Origin of the sequence: Microbacterium sp. NPDC057407 (assembly GCF_042803895.1) — a bacterium.
Taxonomy (GTDB): domain Bacteria; phylum Actinomycetota; class Actinomycetes; order Actinomycetales; family Microbacteriaceae; genus Microbacterium.
This window is the reverse complement of the sequence record NZ_JBHVCA010000003.1, coordinates 462,905-483,837: the sequence shown is the minus strand read 5'-3', so window position 1 is coordinate 483,837 and position 20,933 is coordinate 462,905. Positions and strand designations below refer to the sequence as shown.

Annotated in this window: 20 protein-coding genes; 11 read left to right on the top strand and 9 right to left on the bottom strand. The window is 71.6% G+C overall.

Going from position 1 to position 20,933, the window contains the following annotated elements; genetic code table 11:
- Positions 1-49: 49 nt before the first annotated feature.
- Both ACFUTX_RS11050 and ACFUTX_RS11045 read right to left on the bottom strand, forming a co-directional pair.
- Positions 50-967, bottom strand: a complete 918-nt coding sequence (locus ACFUTX_RS11050; RefSeq protein ID WP_378864132.1) for a serine hydrolase — start codon at positions 965-967, stop codon at positions 50-52.
- Positions 968-1,039: 72 nt separating this feature from the next.
- The gene (locus tag ACFUTX_RS11045) at positions 1,040-3,004 is read right to left on the bottom strand and encodes a M13 family metallopeptidase (protein WP_378864129.1); all 1,965 of its coding nucleotides are present in this window, start codon (positions 3,002-3,004) and stop codon (positions 1,040-1,042) included.
- A 36-nt stretch (positions 3,005-3,040) separates the two neighbouring features.
- Between ACFUTX_RS11045 and ACFUTX_RS11040 the strand changes: the two genes are divergently transcribed.
- Complete coding sequence (locus ACFUTX_RS11040; protein ID WP_378864128.1) at positions 3,041-4,399, top strand: MATE family efflux transporter; 1,359 nt, start codon at positions 3,041-3,043, stop codon at positions 4,397-4,399.
- 15 nt (positions 4,400-4,414) lie between these two features.
- Here the strand turns inward: ACFUTX_RS11040 and ACFUTX_RS11035 are convergent, their stop codons facing one another.
- Positions 4,415-5,083 (bottom strand): TrmH family RNA methyltransferase, encoded by a 669-nt coding sequence (locus tag ACFUTX_RS11035; RefSeq protein WP_378864126.1) that lies wholly within the window; start codon positions 5,081-5,083, stop codon positions 4,415-4,417.
- 309 nt (positions 5,084-5,392) lie between these two features.
- Here ACFUTX_RS11035 and ACFUTX_RS11030 point away from each other — a divergent pair, with 309 nt between their 5' ends.
- From ACFUTX_RS11030 to ACFUTX_RS11005, 6 genes are all read left to right on the top strand, one after another.
- Positions 5,393-6,541 (top strand): PP2C family protein-serine/threonine phosphatase, encoded by a 1,149-nt coding sequence (locus ACFUTX_RS11030; protein ID WP_378864124.1) that lies wholly within the window; start codon positions 5,393-5,395, stop codon positions 6,539-6,541.
- Positions 6,538-8,490, top strand: a complete 1,953-nt coding sequence (locus ACFUTX_RS11025; protein WP_378864122.1) for a glycosyltransferase family 2 protein — start codon at positions 6,538-6,540, stop codon at positions 8,488-8,490. Before ACFUTX_RS11030 ends, ACFUTX_RS11025 begins: the two co-directional genes overlap by 4 nt.
- Positions 8,487-8,819: an STAS domain-containing protein gene (locus tag ACFUTX_RS11020; protein ID WP_378864119.1), complete on the top strand. Its 333-nt coding sequence runs from the start codon at positions 8,487-8,489 to the stop codon at positions 8,817-8,819. The genes ACFUTX_RS11025 and ACFUTX_RS11020 overlap by 4 nt, the downstream gene beginning before the upstream one ends.
- On the top strand, positions 8,809-9,222 hold the full coding sequence (locus ACFUTX_RS11015) for an ATP-binding protein (protein WP_378864116.1): 414 nt from the start codon (positions 8,809-8,811) through the stop codon (positions 9,220-9,222). The genes ACFUTX_RS11020 and ACFUTX_RS11015 overlap by 11 nt, the downstream gene beginning before the upstream one ends.
- Before the next feature lie 78 nt (positions 9,223-9,300).
- Entirely contained in the window at positions 9,301-10,617 is a 1,317-nt protein-coding gene (locus ACFUTX_RS11010) for an Nramp family divalent metal transporter (RefSeq protein WP_378864657.1), read from the top strand.
- A 23-nt stretch (positions 10,618-10,640) separates the two neighbouring features.
- Positions 10,641-11,276 (top strand): metal-dependent transcriptional regulator, encoded by a 636-nt coding sequence (locus tag ACFUTX_RS11005; RefSeq protein WP_378864113.1) that lies wholly within the window; start codon positions 10,641-10,643, stop codon positions 11,274-11,276.
- Between the two features lie 389 nt (positions 11,277-11,665).
- Here the strand turns inward: ACFUTX_RS11005 and ACFUTX_RS11000 are convergent, their stop codons facing one another.
- Positions 11,666-12,625, bottom strand: coding sequence for an SDR family NAD(P)-dependent oxidoreductase (locus tag ACFUTX_RS11000; protein WP_378864110.1), 960 nt, complete (start codon positions 12,623-12,625; stop codon positions 11,666-11,668).
- Between the two features lie 39 nt (positions 12,626-12,664).
- Between ACFUTX_RS11000 and ACFUTX_RS10995 the strand changes: the two genes are divergently transcribed.
- The 3 genes from ACFUTX_RS10995 (at position 12,665) to ACFUTX_RS10985 (ending at position 15,139) form a co-directional block, all read left to right on the top strand.
- On the top strand, positions 12,665-13,474 hold the full coding sequence (locus ACFUTX_RS10995) for an HAD-IIA family hydrolase (protein ID WP_378864106.1): 810 nt from the start codon (positions 12,665-12,667) through the stop codon (positions 13,472-13,474).
- 64 nt (positions 13,475-13,538) lie between these two features.
- Positions 13,539-14,390 carry a fumarylacetoacetate hydrolase family protein gene (locus ACFUTX_RS10990; protein ID WP_378864103.1) on the top strand — a complete coding sequence of 284 codons (852 nt, stop codon included), beginning with the start codon at positions 13,539-13,541 and terminating at the stop codon, positions 14,388-14,390.
- Entirely contained in the window at positions 14,387-15,139 is a 753-nt protein-coding gene (locus ACFUTX_RS10985) for an SDR family NAD(P)-dependent oxidoreductase (RefSeq protein ID WP_378864100.1), read from the top strand. Before ACFUTX_RS10990 ends, ACFUTX_RS10985 begins: the two co-directional genes overlap by 4 nt.
- 48 nt (positions 15,140-15,187) lie before the next feature.
- Here ACFUTX_RS10985 and ACFUTX_RS10980 read toward each other — a convergent pair whose 3' ends face one another.
- Together ACFUTX_RS10980 and ACFUTX_RS10975 are read right to left on the bottom strand one after the other, a co-directional pair.
- Positions 15,188-16,702, bottom strand: a complete 1,515-nt coding sequence (locus tag ACFUTX_RS10980; protein WP_378864097.1) for an aldehyde dehydrogenase (NADP(+)) — start codon at positions 16,700-16,702, stop codon at positions 15,188-15,190.
- Positions 16,699-17,880 (bottom strand): fumarylacetoacetate hydrolase family protein, encoded by a 1,182-nt coding sequence (locus tag ACFUTX_RS10975; RefSeq protein WP_378864094.1) that lies wholly within the window; start codon positions 17,878-17,880, stop codon positions 16,699-16,701. The genes ACFUTX_RS10980 and ACFUTX_RS10975 overlap by 4 nt, the downstream gene beginning before the upstream one ends.
- Positions 17,881-18,059: 179 nt before the next feature.
- On the opposite strand from ACFUTX_RS10975, the gene ACFUTX_RS10970 reads away from it, so the two are divergent.
- Positions 18,060-18,635 (top strand): YdeI family protein, encoded by a 576-nt coding sequence (locus tag ACFUTX_RS10970; protein WP_378864091.1) that lies wholly within the window; start codon positions 18,060-18,062, stop codon positions 18,633-18,635.
- Positions 18,636-18,860: 225 nt separating this feature from the next.
- On the opposite strand, the gene pyrE is transcribed toward ACFUTX_RS10970, so the two are convergent.
- The 3 genes from pyrE to ACFUTX_RS10955 form a co-directional block, all read right to left on the bottom strand.
- Positions 18,861-19,439 (bottom strand): orotate phosphoribosyltransferase, encoded by a 579-nt coding sequence (gene pyrE / locus ACFUTX_RS10965; RefSeq protein WP_378864088.1) that lies wholly within the window; start codon positions 19,437-19,439, stop codon positions 18,861-18,863.
- 69 nt (positions 19,440-19,508) lie between these two features.
- Entirely contained in the window at positions 19,509-20,315 is an 807-nt protein-coding gene (locus tag ACFUTX_RS10960; RefSeq protein WP_378864085.1) for a S1 family peptidase, read from the bottom strand.
- A 94-nt stretch (positions 20,316-20,409) separates the two neighbouring features.
- Positions 20,410-20,931: a DUF1697 domain-containing protein gene (locus ACFUTX_RS10955; protein ID WP_378864082.1), complete on the bottom strand. Its 522-nt coding sequence runs from the start codon at positions 20,929-20,931 to the stop codon at positions 20,410-20,412.
- Positions 20,932-20,933 lie beyond the last annotated feature (2 nt).

Below are 20,933 nucleotides of genomic sequence, written 5' to 3'. Positions count from 1 at the left end.
GGCGCGGCGGCTCACCTCGGCCGCCGCGCCTCCGCGCGCGCGTGGTTCGCTAGAAGACGTACTCCATCAGCTCCATGCCGAGCGTGCGGAAGGCTTCGTGCGCGCGCATCCGGTGCATGATCGACAGGTCGTCGAAGCAGACGATCAGCGCGTACGAGACACCGGCACGGGGGCCCGCCAGCACTCCCGCTTCGGCGCGGATGCCGGCATCCCGGCCCGTCTTGTTGATGAAGAGCAGCCCGTGCACGTCGTCGTCGTGCGAGAACGGGTCGAGCCCGGTCGCCGACGCGACCAGCGACAGATCGTGGTTGAGGCTCAGCCACTCGGCGACCTGGGCGCTCACCCCCGGCGACACGACCTTCGAGTTGACCAGGGCGGCGAAGACCTCGGCCAGTTCGCGGGCCGAGCCCAGTGCGACGTGCGGCGCGTCGTCGGGGCCGCGCACGTCGCGGAACCGATCGAGCATCGCCGAGTGGGTCAGCCCGAGCTGCTCGATCCGCGCGCGCACCGCGGGCAGGCCGACGCGCGAGAGCAGCGCGTTCGCGGCGAGCGCGTCGCCGGTCGACGCCGTGAGGACGGCGAGGTCGGCGAGCGGCAGCGCCGGAGCCTTGAGGTGCTGCCAGACGCCGGCCACCGTCACCGCCTCGAGGCCGGATCGGTCGACGATCTCGAGCGGGTCGAGCTGGCCGGACTCGAATCCGGCCGCCACCTCGATCAGCAGCGGGACGACCCCGAGGCCACCGACGGGCAGCGTCACGAAGTCGTCGCCGGCGAGCACCGAATGCCCGCGATCGAGGTCGGTGAGCCGCACCGAGACCTTCGCGCCGGACGCGGCGAGGTCGTCGAGTGCCTTCAGGGTCGCGGTGAACGATCGGCGTCCGGCTGCCGCCCTCCTCGGCAGCCGTCTGCTGGTGCCTCGTCGCGACCCCCGCAACGACTCGGCATCCTTTCGGGGCTCGGTGCCCACGGCGAGGTTCCTTTCGGAGAATGGGGTGGAGAACGGATGACGGAGGGCGACGGGGGCTCGCGCCCCGCACGCTCACCAGATCGTGACGCGCTGCTCCTTGTCGAGCCAGAGAGCGTCGGACTCGGTGACGCCGAATGCATCGTAGAACGCATCGATGTTGCGCACGATCTGATTGCACCGGAACTCGTTCGGCGAGTGCGGGTCGATCGTGAGGAGGCGGATCGTCTCGGCATCCCGCCCCTTCTGCTGCCAGATCTGACCCCAGCTCAGCAGCAGGCGCTGAACCCCCGTGTAGCCGTCGATGACGGGCGCCTCGGCGCCGCCGAGCGAGAGCCGGTACGCCTTCAGTGCGATGCCGAGGCCACCCAGGTCGCCGATGTTCTCGCCGATGGTGAGCGAGCCGTTGACCTTGTGCTCGCCGTCGAGTCCCGCGGGCGTCAGGGCGTCGTACTGCGCGATGAGGCTCTTGGTGCGCTCCTCGAAGGCGGCGCGGTCGTCGTCGGTCCACCAGTCGCGCAGCGAACCGTCGCCGTCGAAGCGGCTGCCCTGGTCGTCGAACCCGTGCCCGATCTCGTGACCGATGACGGCGCCGATCCCGCCGTAGTTGGCGGCGGCGTCGCGGTCGGCCTCGAAGAACGGGTACTGCAGGATCGCCGCCGGGAAGACGATCTCGTTCATGAGGGGGTTGTAGTACGCGTTGACCGTCTGCGGCGTCATGTACCACTCGTCGCGGTCGATCGGCTGGCCGACCTTCGACAGCTGCCGGTCGTGCTCCCACACGTGGGCGCGGCGCACGTTGCCGACGAGGTCGGTCGGGTCGATCTCGAGCGCCGAATAGTCCTTCCACTTCACCGGATAGCCGATCTTCGGCGTGAAGGCGTCGAGCTTGGCGAGCGCGCGCTCACGCGTCTCGGGGCTCATCCACTCCAGGCCGGTGATCGACTGACGGTACGCCTCGATGAGGTTGGCGACGAGCTCGTCCATCGCGTCCTTCGCGGCGGGCGGGAAGTGCCGCTCGACGTAGACCTTGCCGATCGCCTCTCCCATCGCGGCCTCGGCGAGCCCGACCCCGCGCTTCCACCGCTCGCGGTTGACGGGCACGCCGGTGAGCTGCGTGCCGTAGAACGCGAAGTTCTCGTCGACGAACTCGTCGGACAGGAATGCCGCCGAGCCGTGGACGATCGACCAGCGGAGCCACGCCTTCCAGTCCTCGAGCCGCTCGGGCGTGAGCAGCGAGCCCAGCCCCTCGACGAAGCTCGGCTGGTAGACGTTGACCTCGGCGAACGCCGCCCGGTGCTCGGGAGCGGTGCCCTCGAGCCACGGGTCGAGATCGACGCCGATCAGCGCCTGCACCTCGTCCCATGTCTTGAGGTTGTACGTCGCGACCGCGTCGCGGCTCTTCACGTTGTCCCAGTGGTGGGTGGCGAGCTCGGTCTCGAGCGCGAAGATGCGATCGGCGGATGCCGCGGCATCCGCCACTCCCGCCAGCTCGAGCATCTTCTGCACGTGCGCCCGGTAGGCCGTGCGGGTGGCCTCGAAGTTGTCGAGACGGTAGTAGCTCTCGTCGGGGAGCGACAGGCCGCCCTGGATGAAGAACGGGACGTAGCGCTGCGGGTTGCCCGGATCGGGCTCGATGTAGAGGTGGATCAGGCCAGCCACCCCGTCGCGCTCGAGCTCGCCGACGGTGCGCAGGAACGAGGGGATGTCGGTGACGGCGTCGACGCGGGCGAGCGGGCCGGACAGCGGCGTGGCGCCGAGCCCGGCGATGCGGTCGACGTCCATGAAGCTCGTGTAGAGGTCGCCGATCTTGCGGGCCTCGGTGCCGCGCTCGGCCGACTGCGACTCCTCGACGATCGCGTGGACGTCTTTCTCGGCCTGCTCGGCGATGAGGTGGAACGAGCCCCACCGCGCCTTGTCGTCGGGGATCTCGGTGCGTTCCAGCCACGCGCCGTTGACGTGACGGAAGAGGTCGTCCTGCGGGCGGATCTCGTCGCTCAGCTCGTCGAGCGCGAGACCGGAGCGGGGGGCGTCGGTCATGCGTTCCACAATAGGCGTCCGGTCCGACGCGGGGCCATGACGTCGCGGCCCTCGCCTACGCTCGGAGGCGTGACGAGCCGCCCGCAGACGCTGAACCGCGACATCCTGCGGCTCGCCGTCCCGGCGCTCGGCGCGCTCATCGCCGAGCCGCTCTTCCTGATCGTCGACTCGGCTCTCGTCGGCCACCTCGGCGTCGCTCCCCTCGCCGGCCTCGGCATCGCCTCGGCGGTGCTCCAGACGATCGTCGGGCTCATGGTCTTCCTCGCGTACTCCACCACCCCGGCGGTGGCGCGACGCTTCGGGGCCGGCGATCTGTCCCGCGCGGTCGGCGTGGGCATCGACGGCATGTGGCTGGCCCTCGGCATCGGCGCCGTGCTCGCCTTCCTCGGCTCGTTCGCCACGCCGTTCCTCGTCGGTCTCTTCGGAGCCGCCCCGGCCGTGGCCGAGCAGTCCGAGACCTACCTCGGCATCTCGATGTGGGGCCTGCCCGCGATGCTCGTCGTGTTCGCCGCGACCGGCCTGCTCCGCGGCATGCAAGACACCGTGACCCCCCTGTGGATCGCCGGCCTCGGCTTCGGCGCCAACGCCCTGCTCAACTGGCTCTTCATCTACGGCTTCGGCTGGGGCATCGCCGGCTCGGCCTTCGGCACGGTGCTCGCGCAGTGGGGAATGGTCGGAGCGTACGTGGTCGTGGTCGGCCGGCTGGCGCGCCGGCACGAGGCATCCGTCCGTCCGCAGCGCGAGGGCGTGCGCGGGTCTGCCCGATCGGGCGGGTGGCTGTTCCTGCGCACCGTGTCGCTGCGGGTGGCGCTGCTCGCGACCGTCGGCGTCGCCACGGCCCTCGGCACCGACGAGCTCGCCGGGTGGCAGGTGGCGTTCACGATCTTCTCGACCGCCGCCTTCGCCCTCGACGCCCTCGCCATCGCCGCCCAGGCGCTCATCGGAAAGGGCCTCGGCGCCGGCGACACGGCGACGGTCCGGCGCGTGCTCGGGCGGACGCTGGCGTGGGGTGCGTGGTTCGGTGTCGTCGTCGGCGCGGTGATCGGCGCGTTCAGCGGATCGATCGGACTGCTCTTCACGGGCGACCCGGCGATCGCGGCGCTCGTGCAGCCGGCGCTCATCGTGCTCGCGATCACGCAGCCGCTGTGCGGCGTGGTCTTCGTGCTCGACGGGGTGCTCATCGGCGCGGGCGACGCGAGATACCTCGCCATCGCCGGCGGCCTCAACCTCGTCCCGTACCTGCCCGCGCTCGTGGTCGTCGCTCTGCTGCAGCCCACCGGCGCGGCCGGACTGGCCTGGCTCTCGGTGGCCTTCTTCGGCGTGTACATGCTCGCCCGCCTGGCGACCCTCGGGTGGCGCGTGCGCGGCGCGGCCTGGATGACCGCCGGAGCCTGAACCCGTGACGGCGGGCTAGGCCCAGCGCCGGCACCACTCGTACATCACCACGGCGCCCGCCGCACTGGCGTTGATCGAGCGGGTCGAGCCGTACTGGGTGATCTCGACGGCGGCGGATGCCGCGGCGAGCGCCTCCGGCGACAGACCCGGGCCCTCCTGCCCGAACAGCAGCACGCACCGCTCGGGCAGCTCGGCGCGATCGAGCGGCACCGAGCCGTCGACGTTGTCGATGGCGATGATCGGGAGGGACGCGGCATCCGCCCATTCCTTGAACGACGCGACGTCCTCGTGGTGCCGCACGTGCTGGTAGCGGTCGGTGACCATGGCGCCGCGGCGGTTCCAGCGGCGGCGGCCGACGATGTGCACCTCGGCGGCGAGGAACGCGTTGGCGCTGCGCACGATCGAGCCGATGTTCATGTCGTGCTGCCAGTTCTCGATCGCCACATGGAACCCGTGCCGGCGGCGGTCGAGGTCGGCGACGATCGCCTCCATCGACCAGTACCGGTACTCGTCGACGACGTTGCGGGTGTCGCCGTGCGCGAGGAGCTCGCGGTCGTAGCGCGGGTCGTCCGGCCATGCCGCCGGACCGCCCGGCCAGGGGCCCACGCCATGCGGCAGCGTCGGCTCGGCGGCGGCGGCGGGGGCGGGGCCGGCCGAGCGGGGGTCGTCGGGGGTGCCGGTCACCGGCTCAGGGTACCGGGCTGTCGAGCCGGCGGGCCGGTCGCGCACCCCCGCCGTACACAACGTCGGAGAAACCCAGGCGTTTCGGCGACGAGGCATGCGTTCCCGTCGCCGCCGGCGCGGAAGACCGACGGTGTGCACACCGGGCGTCGGAGACCGTCGACGAGGCATCCGTCCGACGCTCGGTTCCGAACAGGGACCGACGCAATCCGGCCAGCGGCCGGACTTCCCGTCCTCCCCGGCGCGGTTCGCTCGACGGAGCAGGATCGGCCGCACATACTGGGAGGGTCGCCGTTGATCAGGAGGGGCCGATTGTTTGACGACGAAAGGCGCCAGCGCGCCGTCGAAGCGCTCGGTGTTCTCGACACGCCGCCTGACGCCCGTGTCGACCGGGTGACCCGTCTCGCTCAGGAACTGTTCGACGTGCCGATGGTCAGCGTCACGCTCATCGACCGCGACCGGCAATGGCGCAAGTCCGAGATCGGGCTCGGGGGCAACGAGGCTCCACGCGAAGGCGCGTTCTGCGACGTCACGGTCCGCAAGGGCGACACGCTGGTGGTAGAGGATGCCTCGACCGACGAGATCTTCGCCGAGAACCCGTTCGTGACCGGCGACCCGCACCTGCGGTTCTACGCCGGCCACCCGCTCGCGGCGCCCGGGGGCGAGCACTTCGGCACGCTGTGCATCCTCGACACCAAGCCGCGCACGCTCGACGACCGACAGCTCGAACTGCTGCGCGAACTCGCCCAGTGGGTGCAGAACGAGCTCACCGAGGTGCAGGAACTCGACCAGGCGTCGCTGGTGCAGCGCAGCCTGTACAGCGCGCGCACCCCCGAGGTTCCCGGTTACACGCTCGCCGCGTCGGCCACCCCGGCCGGACAGCTCATGGGCGACGTCTACGACTGGTACATCCACGACGGTCGCCTGCGCGTCACGCTCGCCGATGTCATGGGCAAGGGCGCGGGGGCCGCCATCATCGCGGCCGAGGTGCGCGCGTCGCTGCGCACCGCGCCGTCGCGGTCGCTCGGCGATGCCGTGACCGAGGTGGACCGCATGCTCGAGGACGACATCGGCGGGTCGAACATCTTCGTCACCGCCGTGCACACCGAGATCGACGTCGCGACGGGGCGGCTGTCGTTCGTCGACGCCGGGCACAGCCTGGCGTTCATCCTCCGCGCCGACGGGCGGTGGGAGTTCCTCGAGTCGACCGGCCTCCCGCTGGGCATGGGCTTCGACGAGGTGCGCGAGCCGGCCGACAACCACCTCGACGTCGGAGACAGCTACCTCGTGTGCAGCGACGGCCTCATCGACGTGCTCGACCCCGACGACCCGTACGGCCACGTCTACCGGGTCCTCACCACGCTCGATCCCGCGGGCGCCGTCGCCGAGGCCGCACGCATCGCGCGCGCCCAGAAAGCACCGGACGACGTCACCGTGGTCGTCGTCAGGAGGGACCGATGACCGCCCGCTTCGTCACCATCCGCATCCTCGCGCTCCTGTCGGTGCTGCTCGGCGTCAACTACGTCGTCTGGCGCTGGCTCGACTCGGTGAACTGGTCGGCGTGGTGGATCGCCGTGCCGTTGGTGATCGCCGAGACGTACAGCCTCATCGACACCTTCTTCTTCTGCCTCACGATGTGGCGCGCTCGGGAGCGTCCCGCACCGGTGTCTCCTCCGACCGGCACCGTGGACGTGCTCATCACGACCTACAACGAGCCCGTCGACATGGTGCTCGCCACGGCGCGCGCGGCGAAGCAGATCGCCTACCCGCACGAGACGTGGATCCTCGACGACGGCGCCCGGCCCGACATGGCCGCGGCCGCCCGCGAGGCGGGGATCGGCTACATCACCCGGTCGGGCGACTGGGAGGGCAAGCCGCGCCACGCGAAAGCCGGGAACCTCAACAACGCGCTGTTCGCGACCGAGGGCGAGTTCATGCTCATCCTCGACGCCGACCAGGTGCCCGATCCGCTCATCCTCCACCGGACGCTCGGCTACTTCGCCGACGACCCCGAGGTCGCGCTCGTGCAGACGCCCCAGTGGTTCGTGAACGTCGACGACGCCGACCCGCTCGGCAGCCAGGCGCCGCTCTTCTACGGCCCGATCCAGCAGGGCAAGGACGGCTGGAATGCCGCGTTCTTCTGCGGCTCGAACGCCGTCCTGCGCCGCGACGCGCTCATGCAGCTCGGCATCGTGGGCTACGTGCGCAGCGTCGAGCAGTCGACCGTCCGGGCCCTTCGCGCGGCTGAGACGCTTCTCGCGAAGGCCGCGCGCGACAGGTTGGCCGATCAAGGTGTGCGCGACCAGCTGACGGTCCTGCACGAGGAGGTGTCGACGGCACGCGCCGACATCGCCGCCGGCGAGCCCATCGCCGATGTGACGTTCCGGGTGCATTCCGCGGTGGACGCGGCATCCCGTCGCCTCGTCAATGCCGACCTCGCGCAGGTCCGCGCGGATCTCGCCGCGATCGGCGAGCTGCCGGTGCAGCGGGATGCCGAGCTCGACGCGTTCGTCGTCGACGACGCCGGGCTCGACGCCCTCGCCGCGCGCGAGCTGTCGCCCCTCGGCGCCGTCGAGTCGGTGTCGGCGCTGATGGAGGCGATCCGGGTCGACCGTCCCGACGAGGCGCAGCCGCTGCAGCCGATGGCGACCATCTCGGTGACCGAGGACATGGCGACGGCGATGCAGCTGCACGCCCTCGGCTGGCGCAGCGTGTACCACCACGAGATCCTCGCGCGGGGCCTCGCCCCCGAGGACCTCCGCACCATGCTGACGCAGCGGCTGCGGTGGGCGCAGGGCACCCTGCAGGTGATGCTGCGCGACAACCCGCTGCTGAAGAAGGGCCTGTCGGCGGGCCAGCGGCTCATGTACTTCGCGACGATGTGGAGCTACCTCTCGGGCTTCACCGCGGTCGTGTACCTCGCGGCGCCGGTGATCTATCTGGTGTTCGGCGTGATGCCCGTCACGGCGTGGAGCGTCGACTTCTTCGCGCGTTTCCTGCCGTACTTCATCGTCAACCAGCTGCTGTTCCTGGTGGTCGCGCGCGGACTCAAGACCTGGCGCGGCCAGCAATACTCGCTCGCCCTCTTCCCGGTGTGGATCAAGGCCTGCACGTCGGCGTTCTCGAACGTCGTCCTGCGCCGGCCGCTCGGATTCGCCGTGACGAAGAAGGACGGACGCAGCGAACTCGGGCCGCCGTGGCGCGAGATCTGGCCGCAGCTGACCGCGATGGCGATCCTCGTGGTCGCGCTGTTCATCGGGCTCGCGCGGCTCGCGGTCGGCACGGCCGACGGCACCGGGACGCTCGTGAACACCATCTGGGTCGTGTACGACCTGGTCGTGCTCAGCGTGATCATCCAGGCGGCGCTCTACCGCGGGCCGGCCGCCCCCGCTCCGAAGGAGACCGAATGAATCTCACCGTCACCCCCGGCGACGACTACGCCGTCATCCGCCCCGAAGGCCGCCTGACCTCGACCGCGGTGCCGCAGCTGCGCAAGGCCGTCGACGAGCTCGTCGGATCGGGCAGCGCGCGCATCGTGGTCGACCTCGGCGGCACGGAGTTCGTCGACTCGTCCGGCCTCGGCGCCCTCATCGGAGGACTGAAGGCGGCACGTCTGGCGGGCGGCGACCTGCGGATCGCGGCGACCACGGAAGCGGTGCGCAAGGTGCTGAAGCTCACGAACCTGGACCGCGTGCTGCGCGATCACCCGACGCCGGAGTCGGCGTTCGATGTCGACTGAATCGACGGAGCGGCTCGCCGGGATCGCCGATCCCCTCCTGGTGGACCGCGTGCACGAAGCGCTCGACCGGCTCTTCGAGAACACTCCGGCCGCGGGCGAGGAAGACCGCATGCTGTTCCGCCTCGCCGTGAGCGAGGTCGCGACGAACGTCGTCGAGCACGCCGCGGCGCGAGAGCCCATCCACGTGACGGTGGAGCTGGATGCCGATGCCGACGCCTTCTCGGCCGTCTTCACCGACACGGCCGACCCCGCCCTGATCGACCTCGACGCGGTGTCGATGCCGGGCGAGGACGCCGAATCGGGTCGCGGTCTCGCCATCGCCCTCGCGACGCTCGACGACCTCGTGCACGAGCGCGACGGCGGCAACACCTGGCGCCTGCGCCGAGCCCACCGCGGCACCTGAGTCACACACCTCGAAACGCCACTTTTCGGTGTACCGAAAACACGCTACGGTTTCGGTGTGCCGAAAAGTTCGACGACGATCGACCGCGCCCCGCAGCGACGCCCCCGCCGAGGCGCGGGCTCGGTGCCCCGGGCCGCCTGGCTGATCGGACCGGCGCTGGTGGCCGGGGTCGCCTACCTCGACCCGGGCAACGTCGCCAGCAACATGACCGCCGGCGCGGTCTACGGCTACCTGCTGGTGTGGGTCGTGGTCGTCGGCAACGTCATGGCGTGGCTCATCCAGTACCTCTCCGCCAAGCTCGGGATCGTCACGGGTCGCAGCCTTCCCGAGACGCTGGGCAGCCGCATCCGCAATCCATGGGCGCGGCGCGCCTACTGGCTGCAGGCCGAGCTCGTCGCGATGGCCACCGACATCGCCGAGGTGATCGGCGGTGCGGTCGCCCTCAACCTGCTGTTCGGCGTTCCGCTGCTGTGGGGCGGTTTGATCACGGGCGCCGTGTCGATCGTGCTGCTGCTGGTGCAGTCGCGCCGCGGCGCGAAGACGTTCGAGTTCGTCGTCATCGGGCTGGTCGCGATCATCGCGATCGGGTTCACGTACGGCGTGTTCGTCGCTCCCCCCGACCCGGCCGGCATCGTCTCGGGGCTCGTGCCCCGGTTCGACGACGCCGCATCGGTGCTGCTGGCCGCGTCGATCCTGGGCGCGACGATCATGCCGCACGCGATCTATGCCCACAGCGCGCTCGCCCGCGACCGGTTCGCGCCGTCCGCACGGCCGACGGCCTTCGGCGACAGCGGCCCCGGCCCTCGCGTCCCGGCGCCGCTCGACCAGCTGCGCGGCATCAGCACGTCCCGCCTGCTCAGGGCGACGAAGTGGGACGTCACGATCGCCATGCTCATCGCGGGCACGGTGAACCTCTGCATCCTGCTGCTGGCGGCCGCGAACCTCGCCGGGGTGCCCGGCACCGCGACCCTCGAGGGCGCGTACGCGGCGCTCGACGTCGACCTCGGACCGGCCGTCGCGACGCTCTTCGCCGTGGGGCTGCTCGCGAGCGGCCTCGCCTCGACCTCGGTCGGCGCGTACGCCGGAGCCGAGATCATGCACGGGCTGCTCCACATCCGCGTGCCGCTGCTCGCCCGTCGACTGGTCACGCTGGTGCCCGCGCTGATCATCCTCGCCGCGGGCGTCAACCCGACGCTCGCGCTCGTGCTCAGCCAGGTGGTGCTGTCGTTCGGGATCCCGTTCGCCCTCATCCCTTTGGTCGCGCTGACCGCGAAGACCGACGTGCTGGGCCGGTACCGCAACCGCGTGCTGACGACGGCGGCGGGGGTCGCGGCATCCGTCTTCCTCATCGTCCTCAACGGGGTGCTGCTGTGGCTGGTGCTCACGGGAGCGTGAGGCTCGGCCGGTAGCCTGGGGCGGTGGCTTCCCCCGCCGTCGACGACTACCTGAAGACGATCTACCACCACACCGAGTGGCAGAGCGAGCGCATCACGCCGTCCCAGCTGGCCGCCGAGCTGGGCCTCGCGCCGTCGAGCGTGACCGAGATGGTGCAGAAGCTCGCCGCACAGGGGCTCGTCACCCACCGGCCGTACGGGCCGATCGCGCTGAGTGAGGCGGGCGAGCTGCGGGCGGCGGCGATCATCCGCCGCCACCGTCTGATCGAGACGTGGCTCGTGCGCGAGTTCGGCTACGCGTGGGACGAGGTGCACGACGAGGCCGAAGTGCTCGAGCACGCCATCAGCGACCGGCTGCTCGAGGGCATCGACGAGCGCCTCGGACGCCCGGCGTTCGACCCGCACGGCGATGCGATCCCGGATGCCTCGGGACACGTCGAGCGCGTCGCCTTCGTGCTGCTGGCCCAGGCCGCGCCGGGCCACGTGGGCCGGGTGCTGCGCGTCAGCGACCGTGATCCCGATCTGCTGCGCGCGCTGGAGTCGGCCGGGGTGGAAGTGGGGGCCGAGGCGACGGTGACGGATGCCGCGACCCTGCGCATTAACGGCTCCGAGGTCGACCTTCCCGCCGCCGCGGCCGGCGCCGTCTGGCTCAGCGCCTGACCCCGACACTCGCTCGCAACAGGAGATCGAGCCGCGCCGGCGCGGCGGTCCGCCCGATCCGGGGCCGTGTCCCACTATCCGCGGGGGGTGTCCCACTTCTGGTCGCGCGGAGGTGCCGCTCGCGCCGAAAAGTGGGACATGGATCGGCCGGGGTAGGTTCAGGGCCGGCGCGTCGGTCCGACCGAGCCGCGGCGGTGTCCCACTATCCGCGGTGGGTGTCCCACTTCTGGTCGCGCGGAGGTGCCGCTCGCGCCGAAAAGTGGGACATGAATGGGCCGGGGTGGGTTCAGGGCCCCCGGCAAGCGGGGAGCCCGCACGCGAGCGGCTGGAGTCGACCGCGGCTCGGGTCGACCGCGGCTCAGGTCAGCCGCTGTGCTGCGGGTGCCGGGTCAGCCGCCGCTCGGGACGGCGGCGCGGTCGAACGGCCAGCGGATGCCGGTGGCGGCTTCGGCGGCAGCCCACAGGCGGGCGGCGACGTCTTCGTCGCGCGTGACCCTCGAGGCGTTCTGGCGGCGCGGTTCGCCGCGCGCGATCGTGCGGGGGCCCCAGAACTCGCCGCCCTCGATGTCGGGATCGACGAGAGCCCGGACGAGCGGCCAGGCGCCGTGCTCCTTCGACTGGGTGACGAAGGCCTGGAGGTTGTCGGCGAAACGGGTGCCCTTCGACGGCGCGTTGACGCCGACGATCCCCGGCGTGCGCCCGCTCGTGGAGTACCCGGGATGAGCGACGACGCTCGACACCGGCACCCCGGCCGCCCGCAGGCGCCGGTCGGCCTCGAACCCCAGCGCCGTCGTCGCCACCTTCGACTGCACGTAGGCGCGCCAGGCGGAGTAGCCGCGGGTGAGCTGCGGGTCGACCGGATCGTAGGGGGTGAGCGACGTCGACATGCTGCCGACCCACACCATGCGGCCCTCGCGCGCCGCGAGGCTCGTGAGCAGCTCGCCGGCGAGCGCGAAGTGACCGAGCGCGTTGGTGGCGAACACGACCTCGTGCCCGTCGACGGTCGTCTCGCGCTCCTTCGGCGGGTGCACGATACCCGCGTTCAGCAGCACCCCGTCGAGGCCGCCGCGGCCGCGGACGCTCGCGGCCGCAGAGCGCACTGACCCCAGGTTGCTCGTGTCGAGCACGAGGATCTCGGCGGCGTCGGGCGCGGCATCCGGAACCCGCCGCCGCAAGGCGGCACGCGCGGCCGACAGCCGATTCGGATGCCGCCCCGTCATGAAAACGCGGGCCCCGGCGCGGACGAGCTGCTCGCACGAGAAATACCCGAGGCCGGCGTTCGAGCCGGTGACCAGGTACGTGCGGCCGCTGAGCTCGGGAAGGCTGCGGGGGTCCCACGTCGTGCGCACGAGTTCGACCATAACCCCCGCGGGCCTAGGCTTGGCGGCATGCGGACGCGTGCCGATATCGAATGCTGGCTCACCGACATGGACGGCGTGCTCGTCCACGAGAACACACCGATTCCGGGGGCGTCCGCGCTGCTGGAGCAGTGGCGTGACACCGGGACGCCGTTCCTGGTGCTCACGAACAACTCGATCTTCACGCCGCGCGACCTCTCGGCGCGGCTCCGCGCATCGGGCCTGATCGTGCCGGAGGAGTCGATCTGGACGTCCGCCCTCGCGACCGCCGACTTCCTGCGCAGCCAGATGCCCGGCGGCACCGCGTTCGTGATCGGCGAGGCCGGGCTCACGACGGCCCTGCACGAGGCCGGGTTCATCATGACCGAGACCGAGCCCGACTACGTCGTCGTCGGCGAGACCCGGAACTACTCGTTCGAAGCGATCACGAAGGCGATCCGCTTCATCGGGGCCGGGGCGCGGTTCATCGCGACGAACCCCGACCCGACCGGGCCGTCGGTCGACGGAGTGCTTCCCGCGACGGGGGCCATCACGGCGCTCATCACCAAGGCCACCGGCATGGAGCCGTACGTCGTGGGCAAGCCCAACCCGATGATGTTCCGCTCGGCCCTCAACCGCATCGGCGCGCACTCCGAGAACACCGGCATGATCGGCGACCGCATGGACACCGACGTCGTCGCCGGCATCGAGGCCGGGCTGCACACCGTGCTCGTGCTCACCGGCATCAGCGACCCGGCCGAGATCCAGCGGTATCCGTTCCGGCCCGACGAGGTGCTCGACTCGGTCGCCGATCTGCTCGCCACGGAGCCGTTCGAGGCCGAGGAGCCCGACATCCTCTGACCCGCCCGCCGCCCTGCGCGCGGCGCCCGCAGCGACGCGCCGATCCTCGTGTGAAGGAGAGTTCATGACATTCGGACGCCTCGGCGACCCGGGCCGCGAAATTCCGGTGGTGCGGCACGAGGGTCGCACGTACGACCTGCGCCCGCTGACCGCGGACATCGACGGCGCGTTCCTGGCCTCGGGCGGCCTGGCCCGCTCCGCCGCGGCGGTGGCCGCCGGCGAGCTTCCCGAGCTGGCCGGCGCAGCGGGTCTGCGAGTCGGTGCGCCGATCGCGTCGCCGGGCAAGATCGTGTGCATCGGGTTGAACTACCACGACCATGCGGCCGAGACCGGGGCCGCAGTGCCGGCGGAACCAGTCGTGTTCATGAAGGACCCCTCGACGATCGTGGGCCCGTTCGACGACGTCCTGATCCCGCGCGGGTCGGTGAAGACCGACTGGGAGGTCGAGCTGGGCGTGGTGATCGGCAGCGAGGCGCGGTATCTCGACTCGCCCGACGACGCGCTCGCCCACGTCGCCGGGTACGTGGTCTCGCACGACGTGTCGGAGCGCGAGTTCCAGCTGGAGCGGGGCGGGCAGTGGGACAAGGGCAAGAGCTGCGAGACGTTCAATCCCCTGGGGCCCGATCTGGTGGCGGCATCCGACGTCCCCGACCCGCAGGGGCTCGGGCTTCGGCTGTGGGTGAACGGGCGGCTGCGGCAGGACGGGTCGACCGGGTCGCAGATCTTCCCCGTCGCCCACGTGGTCTGGTACCTGTCGCAGTTCATGGTGCTGCGGCCGGGAGACCTCATCAACACCGGCACCCCCGCCGGCGTCGCGCTCGGGCTGCCCGATCACCCCTACCTGCGGGCCGGTGACGTGGTCGAGCTCGAGATCGACGGCCTCGGCCGGGCGCGCCAGCGGTTGGTGCAGGCATGAGCGGCTTCGACGGCCTCGTCGTCGTGGTGACCGGCGCGGCATCCGGCATCGGACTGGCGACGGCCCGCGCGTTCGCCGGCCAGGGCGCGACCGTGGCCGTGCTCGACGTCAACGTCGACGAGCTCGACGAAGGCCTCGCCGGCTTCCGCGCCGACGTCACCGACCGGGCGTCGGTGGATGCCGCGACCGCCGCCATCGCGCAGAGCCTGGGCGGCATCGACATCGTCGTCAACAGCGCGGGAGTGAGCGCCGTCGGCACCGTCGAAGAGGCCACCGAGGCCGACTGGGACCGGGTGCTCGACATCAACGTCCGCGGCACCGCCCGCGTGTGCGCATCGGCGCTGCCCTACCTGCGCAGCTCGCGCCATCCGGCGATCGTGAACGTCTGCTCCATCGCCGCGCTCAACGGCCTCCCGCAGCGCGCCGTCTACTCCGCCTCCAAGGGCGCGGTCCTCGCCCTCACGTTCGCGATGGCCACCGACCACGTCGCCGAAGGCATCCGCATCACCTGCGTCAACCCCGGCACGGTCTCCACCCCGTTCGTCGACCGCATGCTGCAGCGCTTCCCCGACCCCGTCGCCGAGCGCGCCGCGCTCGATGCCCGCCAGGCCACCGGCCGCATGGTCACGCCCGAAGAAGTCGCCGGCGCGATCCTCTACCTCGCCCACCCCGAATCCGGCTCCACCACCGGCACCGCCCTCGACGTCGACGGCGGCCTCACCCGCCTCCGCGTCCGACCGCGCACCTGAGCCGCCCGGGCCCCTCGCGAGCACCGAGTTCACCCACGAGCGCTGGGCTCAGCCCGCGAGCACCAGCACCCCGTCGACGCGCCGCGGGATGCCGCGGTAGTCGTCGCGCAGCTCCTCGGGAAGCACGTGGGACGGCGCGTCCTGGAACGCCACCGGCCGCAGGAACCGCCGGATCGCGGTCACCCCGACCGACGTGTGGAGCGTGTTCGTCGCCGGCCACGGGCCGCCGTGGTGCTGCGCCCACGCCACCCGCACGCCGGTGGGATACCCGTTGTAGACCACCCGGCCCACGCGCGGCAGCACCACGCGGGTGAGTCGCTGCGTCAGCGGCTCCTCGGTCGGCTGGGAGTGGATCGTCGCGGTCAGCGAGTCCGGCAGGGCGGCGAGCGCGCGAGCGATGTCCTCGGTGTCGGAGTAGCGCGCCACGACCACGAGCGGCCCGAACGCCTCCTCGGCGACCTCGGCCGTGACGTCGGCCACGTCGAGCTCGAGCACGGTCGGCGTCGCTCGGAAGCCGGGCTCCGCGGCATCCGCCCCGCCCCCGGCGATGCGGGCACGGCCGGCCTCGACCAGGCGCGCCCGGATCTGACCGAACGACTCGGCGATGCGCTCGTTCAGCAGCACGCCGGCCGGCGCGGCCTCGGCGCGGTCCACGAGGCCGGCCACCAGCGCATCACCCGCCGGGCCGAGCGGGACGAACGCGAAGCCGGGCTTCGTGCAGAATTGACCCGACCCGAGCGTGAACGAGCCGAAGAGACCCTCGGCGATGGCATCGGCGCGGGCCGCGGCGGCATCCGGCGTCACGATCAGCGGGTTGAGGCTGCTCAGCTCCCCGTAGAAGGGGATGGGGTCGTCGCGCTGCTCGATGAGGCGCAGCAGAGCCCGGCCGCCGCTGAGCGACCCGGTGAAGCCCACCGCGCGCAGCTCGGGGGCGGAGACGAGGGCGCGCCCCGCGTCGAGGCCGTAGACGATGCCGAGCGTGCCATCCGGAGCGCCGTGCGCCCGGGCGGCGCGGTCGAGAGCGGCGAAGGTCGCCGCCGACGTCTCGGGGTGCGACCCGTGCGCCTTGATCACCACCGGGTTGCCCGCGGCGAGCGCCGACGCGACGTCGCCGCCGGCCACCGAGAAGGCGAAGGGGAAGTTGCTCGACCCGAACACGCCGACCGGCCCGATCGGCACGAGGATGCGGCGGATGTCGGGCCCGGGCCCGATGGGCGTCTCGCCGGCGTGGTCGATCGCCGCCTCGAGATAGCCGCCCTCGCGCACCGCCTCGGCGAACAGGCGCAGCTGGAACGCGCTGCGGCCGACCTCGCCGGTGAGGCGCGGGACGCCCAGGCCGGTCTCGCGGTCGGCGATCGCGACGAGGTCGTCGCGCTGCGCCTCGAGCGCGTCGGCAAGCGCGTCGAGCAGCCCGGCCCGCCATGCGCGGTCCGATGAGCGGAAAATCTCGAAGGCGGATGCCGCGGCCCGCACGATCCCGTCGACGGCCGCGTCGTCGGTCTCGGCGATCGTCGTGTCTCGGGTCTCGCCCGAGCGGGGATCGGTGGTGGTGAGAAGGGTCATGAGAGCAGTCCTCGTTCGCTGAGGTTGTCGAACAGCGCGGCGATGCCGAACGTCCACGGCTCGATCCGGTCGGTGGGGCGCACGCGGTTCGTGAGGGCGCCGAGGCGCGGCTCGGCGATGCGGACGAGGTCGCCCTCGTGGTGGGTGAAGCCGCGCCCGGGGGCGTCGCGGTCGTCCACCGGCGCGAAGAGCGTGCCGAGATACAGCGCGAAGCCGTCGGGATACCGGTGGTGCGGGCCGACGACCTGAGCGACGAGGTCGACGGGGTCGCGCGAGATCGCCGAGAGCGGGCTCGTCGCGGTCAGCTCGAACCCGTCCTCGCCCTCGACCCGCAGCTCGACGACCGCGGAGCGCACGTCGTCGATGCCGAAGGTCTCGTCGAAGAGACGCAGGAACGGTCCCACGGCGGCCGAGCCGTTGTTGTCCTTCGCCTTGCCGAGCAGCAGCGCCGACCGCCCCTCGACGTCGCGCAGGTTCACGTCGTTGCCGAGCGTGGCCCCCACCACGTCGCCGCGCGACGACACGACGAGCACGAGCTCGGGTTCGGGATTGTTCCACTCCGACGCGGGGTGCACGCCGACATCCGCCCCGGTGCCGACGGTCGCGAGCACGGGCGCCTTCGTGAAGACCTCGGCGTCGGGTCCGATGCCGACCTCGATGTACTGGCTCCACAGGCCCTGCGCCAGGAGCGTCTCCTTCAGGCGCATCGCCTCGGGCGAGCCGGGCACGAGCGTGTCGAGCTCGCCGCCGAGGGCGGCCGAGATCCGGGCACGGATGTCGAGCGCGGCGTTCTTGTCGCCGCGGGCGCGCTCCTCGATGATGCGCTCGAGCATCGACACCGGGAATGTGACGCCCGCCGCCTTGACGACGTGCAGGTCGATGGGCGACAGCAGCCACGGTCGGCTCGGGTCGCGGGTGTCGGGATCGCTGTTGCCGACGAGCTCGGCGAGCGTGCCGAGCACGGGACCTGTGGCGGCCGCGACGGCGGAGGCCGGGTCGTCGAGCTCGGTGAGCGCGCGCATCGTCGCGAAGCCGGCGCTGAGGTCGACCACGACGTCGGCACGGACGACGACGACGCTCGGGCCGCCGACGGACGGATCCCAGGCCCGGCCGACGAGCGTGCCCGCGGTGCCGTCGTCCGGAAGGACGGTCGTCGCGTCGGTGAGTGTGAGAGGCATGGCGTCCTTCGCTCGGTGACAGCTCGTCCGGGGGTTGGGGGTCCCGAACCGGACGGGAACGGTGCCGCGCCGTCGATCCGCGCGGAGCGACCCTCGTGGCATCCTCCGACGCGAACGTCGCGAAGTGCAACCCCGAGATGCGGACAGGAGGCGTCCGCAGCGCGCGGTAGGGTCGCGGCATGGGAGCGCTCGATGACGGCGAGAAGGTGGAAGTCGCGGATGCCGCGGCCTGGCGTGCATGGCTCGAGGCCAACCACCGCACGTCCACCGGCGCCTGGCTCGTGCGGGCGCGGCCCGGCTCGGGCCTCACGTTCGTCGAGTACGAGGACGCGATCCGTCAGGCGCTGTGCTTCGGCTGGATCGACGGGCCGGTGCGCACCTTCGACGAGAAGACCAGCGGGCTCTGGTTCGCGCCGCGGCGGCCCTCGAGCGGCTGGGCCGCGACGAACAAGGCCCGGCTGATCGAGCTCGAGGCCGCCGGACTCATGACCGAGGCCGGTATCAGGGCGGTCGAGGTCGCGAAGGCGAACGGATCGTGGACGGTACTCGACAACGCCGAGGCGGGCATCGAGCCCGACGACCTGCGGGCGGCGCTCGACGCGCTTCCGGCCGCGCGAACCGCCTGGGACGGCTTCCCGCCGTCGGCGCGCAAGTTCGGCATCACCGCCGTCGACTCGGCGCGGCGCCCCGAGACCCGCGCCGCGCGTATCGCCAAGATCGTGGCGGATGCCGCGGAAGGGAAGCGTCCGGCATGACCGAGTTCGAGCAGAACGTGCTCCTGGCCATCTCGGCCCTCACCATCGGAACCACGCTCGTCGTGATCCTCTGGCAGTGGGTGCGCAGCCGCCGGCGCGGCGACGACTGATCCTGCTCGAGTCCCGGGCGAGCGACCGCTGCACTTTCCGGCGAGCGCGGCGTCTCGCGACGCAGCGGATGCCGCGAACTGCAGCGCGAGGCGGGCTCCGGCCGGGCGAGGCGGGCTACTGGGGGGCGAGGCCGAGGTCGTCGAGGTCGATCGCGGCCAGCCACTGCAGGCCCTCGGCCTCGACGGCGGCCTGGGCGCCGGTCTTGCGGTCGACGATGACAGCCACGGCGACCGGCGCGGCGCCTTCGCGGCGCAGCGCCTCGACCGCCTTCAGGGCCGACTGGCCCGTGGTCGAGGTGTCTTCGAGGACCACGACGCGCTTGCCCGCGACATCCGCCCCCTCCACCTGGCGCCCACGGCCGTGGTCTTTGGGCTCCTTGCGCACCACGAACGCGTCGAGCGGAGCGGGCGTGCGCGCCGACTCGTGCATGACCGCGTTGGCGATCGGGTCGGCGCCGAGGGTCAGGCCGCCGACCGCGACCACGCCGTCCACGTCGCGGATGAGGTCGAGCATCACGCGCCCGATCGCGGGGGCGGCGCGGTGGTCGAGGGTCAGCTTGCGCATGTCGACGTAGTACGTCGCCTTCTTGCCACTCGACAGGGTGAAGTCTCCGTGGAACACGGCCTCGGCCTTGATGAGCGCGATGAGGTTCTGGCGGTCGATCTCGAGTTCGGGCGACGAGGCGGCGGTCATGGGATCGAGTCTACGGATGCCTCGGCCACGGCACCGGGCCGAGGCATCCGTCGACGACACGGTCTGTTGTCAGAGCTGGTCGCCGAAGGTGGCGTAGATCCAGTCCAGGTCGTCGGCGCGGTCGACGCGGTACACGCCGCCGGTTCCCGCGCAGGTGACGTTCTTGCCGAAGGAGGTCACACCGGCGATCACATTCGTGTCGCCGATGAAGTTCGGCCCGCCCGAGTCGCCGGAGCAGGTGCCGCCCGTGTTCGCGTTGTTCGACAGGATGAGCGCGTAGTCACCGGCGTAGCCGCCGTTGATCGACGTGAGCTTCGGAGTCGAGACGTAGCGGGTGCGCAGTGCCTCGTCCTTCCACGACGCGGCGTCGGGGAAGCTCTTCTGCAGCCCGTACCCGACCGCCGTGAACCAGGCGTCCTTCTTGGTGCTCTTGGCGTAGGAGTCGAGCTGGTTGAGCGTCGGCAGCTCGCCGTACTCGGGGAGGTAGACCGGCTCGTCGAGGACGACGACACCCAGGTCGTAGAGGTAGAAGGCGTTGTCGTCGTACTGCGGGTGCGTGTACGGGGTGCCGCCCACCTGCCCGTCGTAGGGGTATCCGAGCGACGCCGGGTCAGGCTCGAGGTCGCTCTGGAACCAGATCTCCACGTGCTCGGCACCGAACGTGCAGTGACCGGCGGTGAGATAGACCGTCGGCGAGATGAGCGTGCCGCTGCACCTCCACAGCGGGTCGCCGTCAGCGGTCTGCGCGACCATGAGCCCGACGTACGGGTGGTCGTCTCCGTCTGGCTGGCCGTCGGTGATGGCCTGTGCCGGTGCCGATCCGAGTCCGATCAGCAGAAGTGCCGCAGCGGCTGCGACAAGCGCTTTGTGGCGCATTGGTGTACCCCTCTCCCTGGGTGTGAGTTGTGAGCCTGCCATCCACGGCCCGGGATGGCAAGGATCTTCCGGCGTCCGAGATCGCGACGCGGGCTCAGGACGCGAAACGCTCGATGAGGCGCCTCAGCGTCGGGAACCCGCGCGACGTCGCGGGCGTACCGGTCAGCCGCTCGATCACGGGCGTCGCGTTCGACTCGCGCTCGCGCTCGTTCACCGAGACCGCCCAGCCGACCCCGGACGCGATCAGCCTGCAGCGACGGTGCGCCGCCTCGCGAGCGGTCGCGGCGTCTTCCGGGTCGAGGGCATCCCCGCCGTAGAGCGTGAGTTCGCGCCGGGACGCATCGGGGGTGTCGCCATGGGCTTCGACGATCTCGATGGCCTGCGCGAGCGGCAGGGCGAAGACCTCTCGCAGGAGGCCGGTGCGCCCGGCGAGCGCCGACTCGATGTCGCCGAGGGCATCGGGGGCGACGACACCCCTCACAACGACCGTCCCGTTGCTTTGGAAAGGCGTCGCTTCGGCGAAGCCGCAGTCGGCGAGCGCTCCCCGCAGGTCGACGGCGGCCGGATGACCGCGCTGCCCCTGATTCACGTTGCGGAAGAACACCACGGACTGCACGA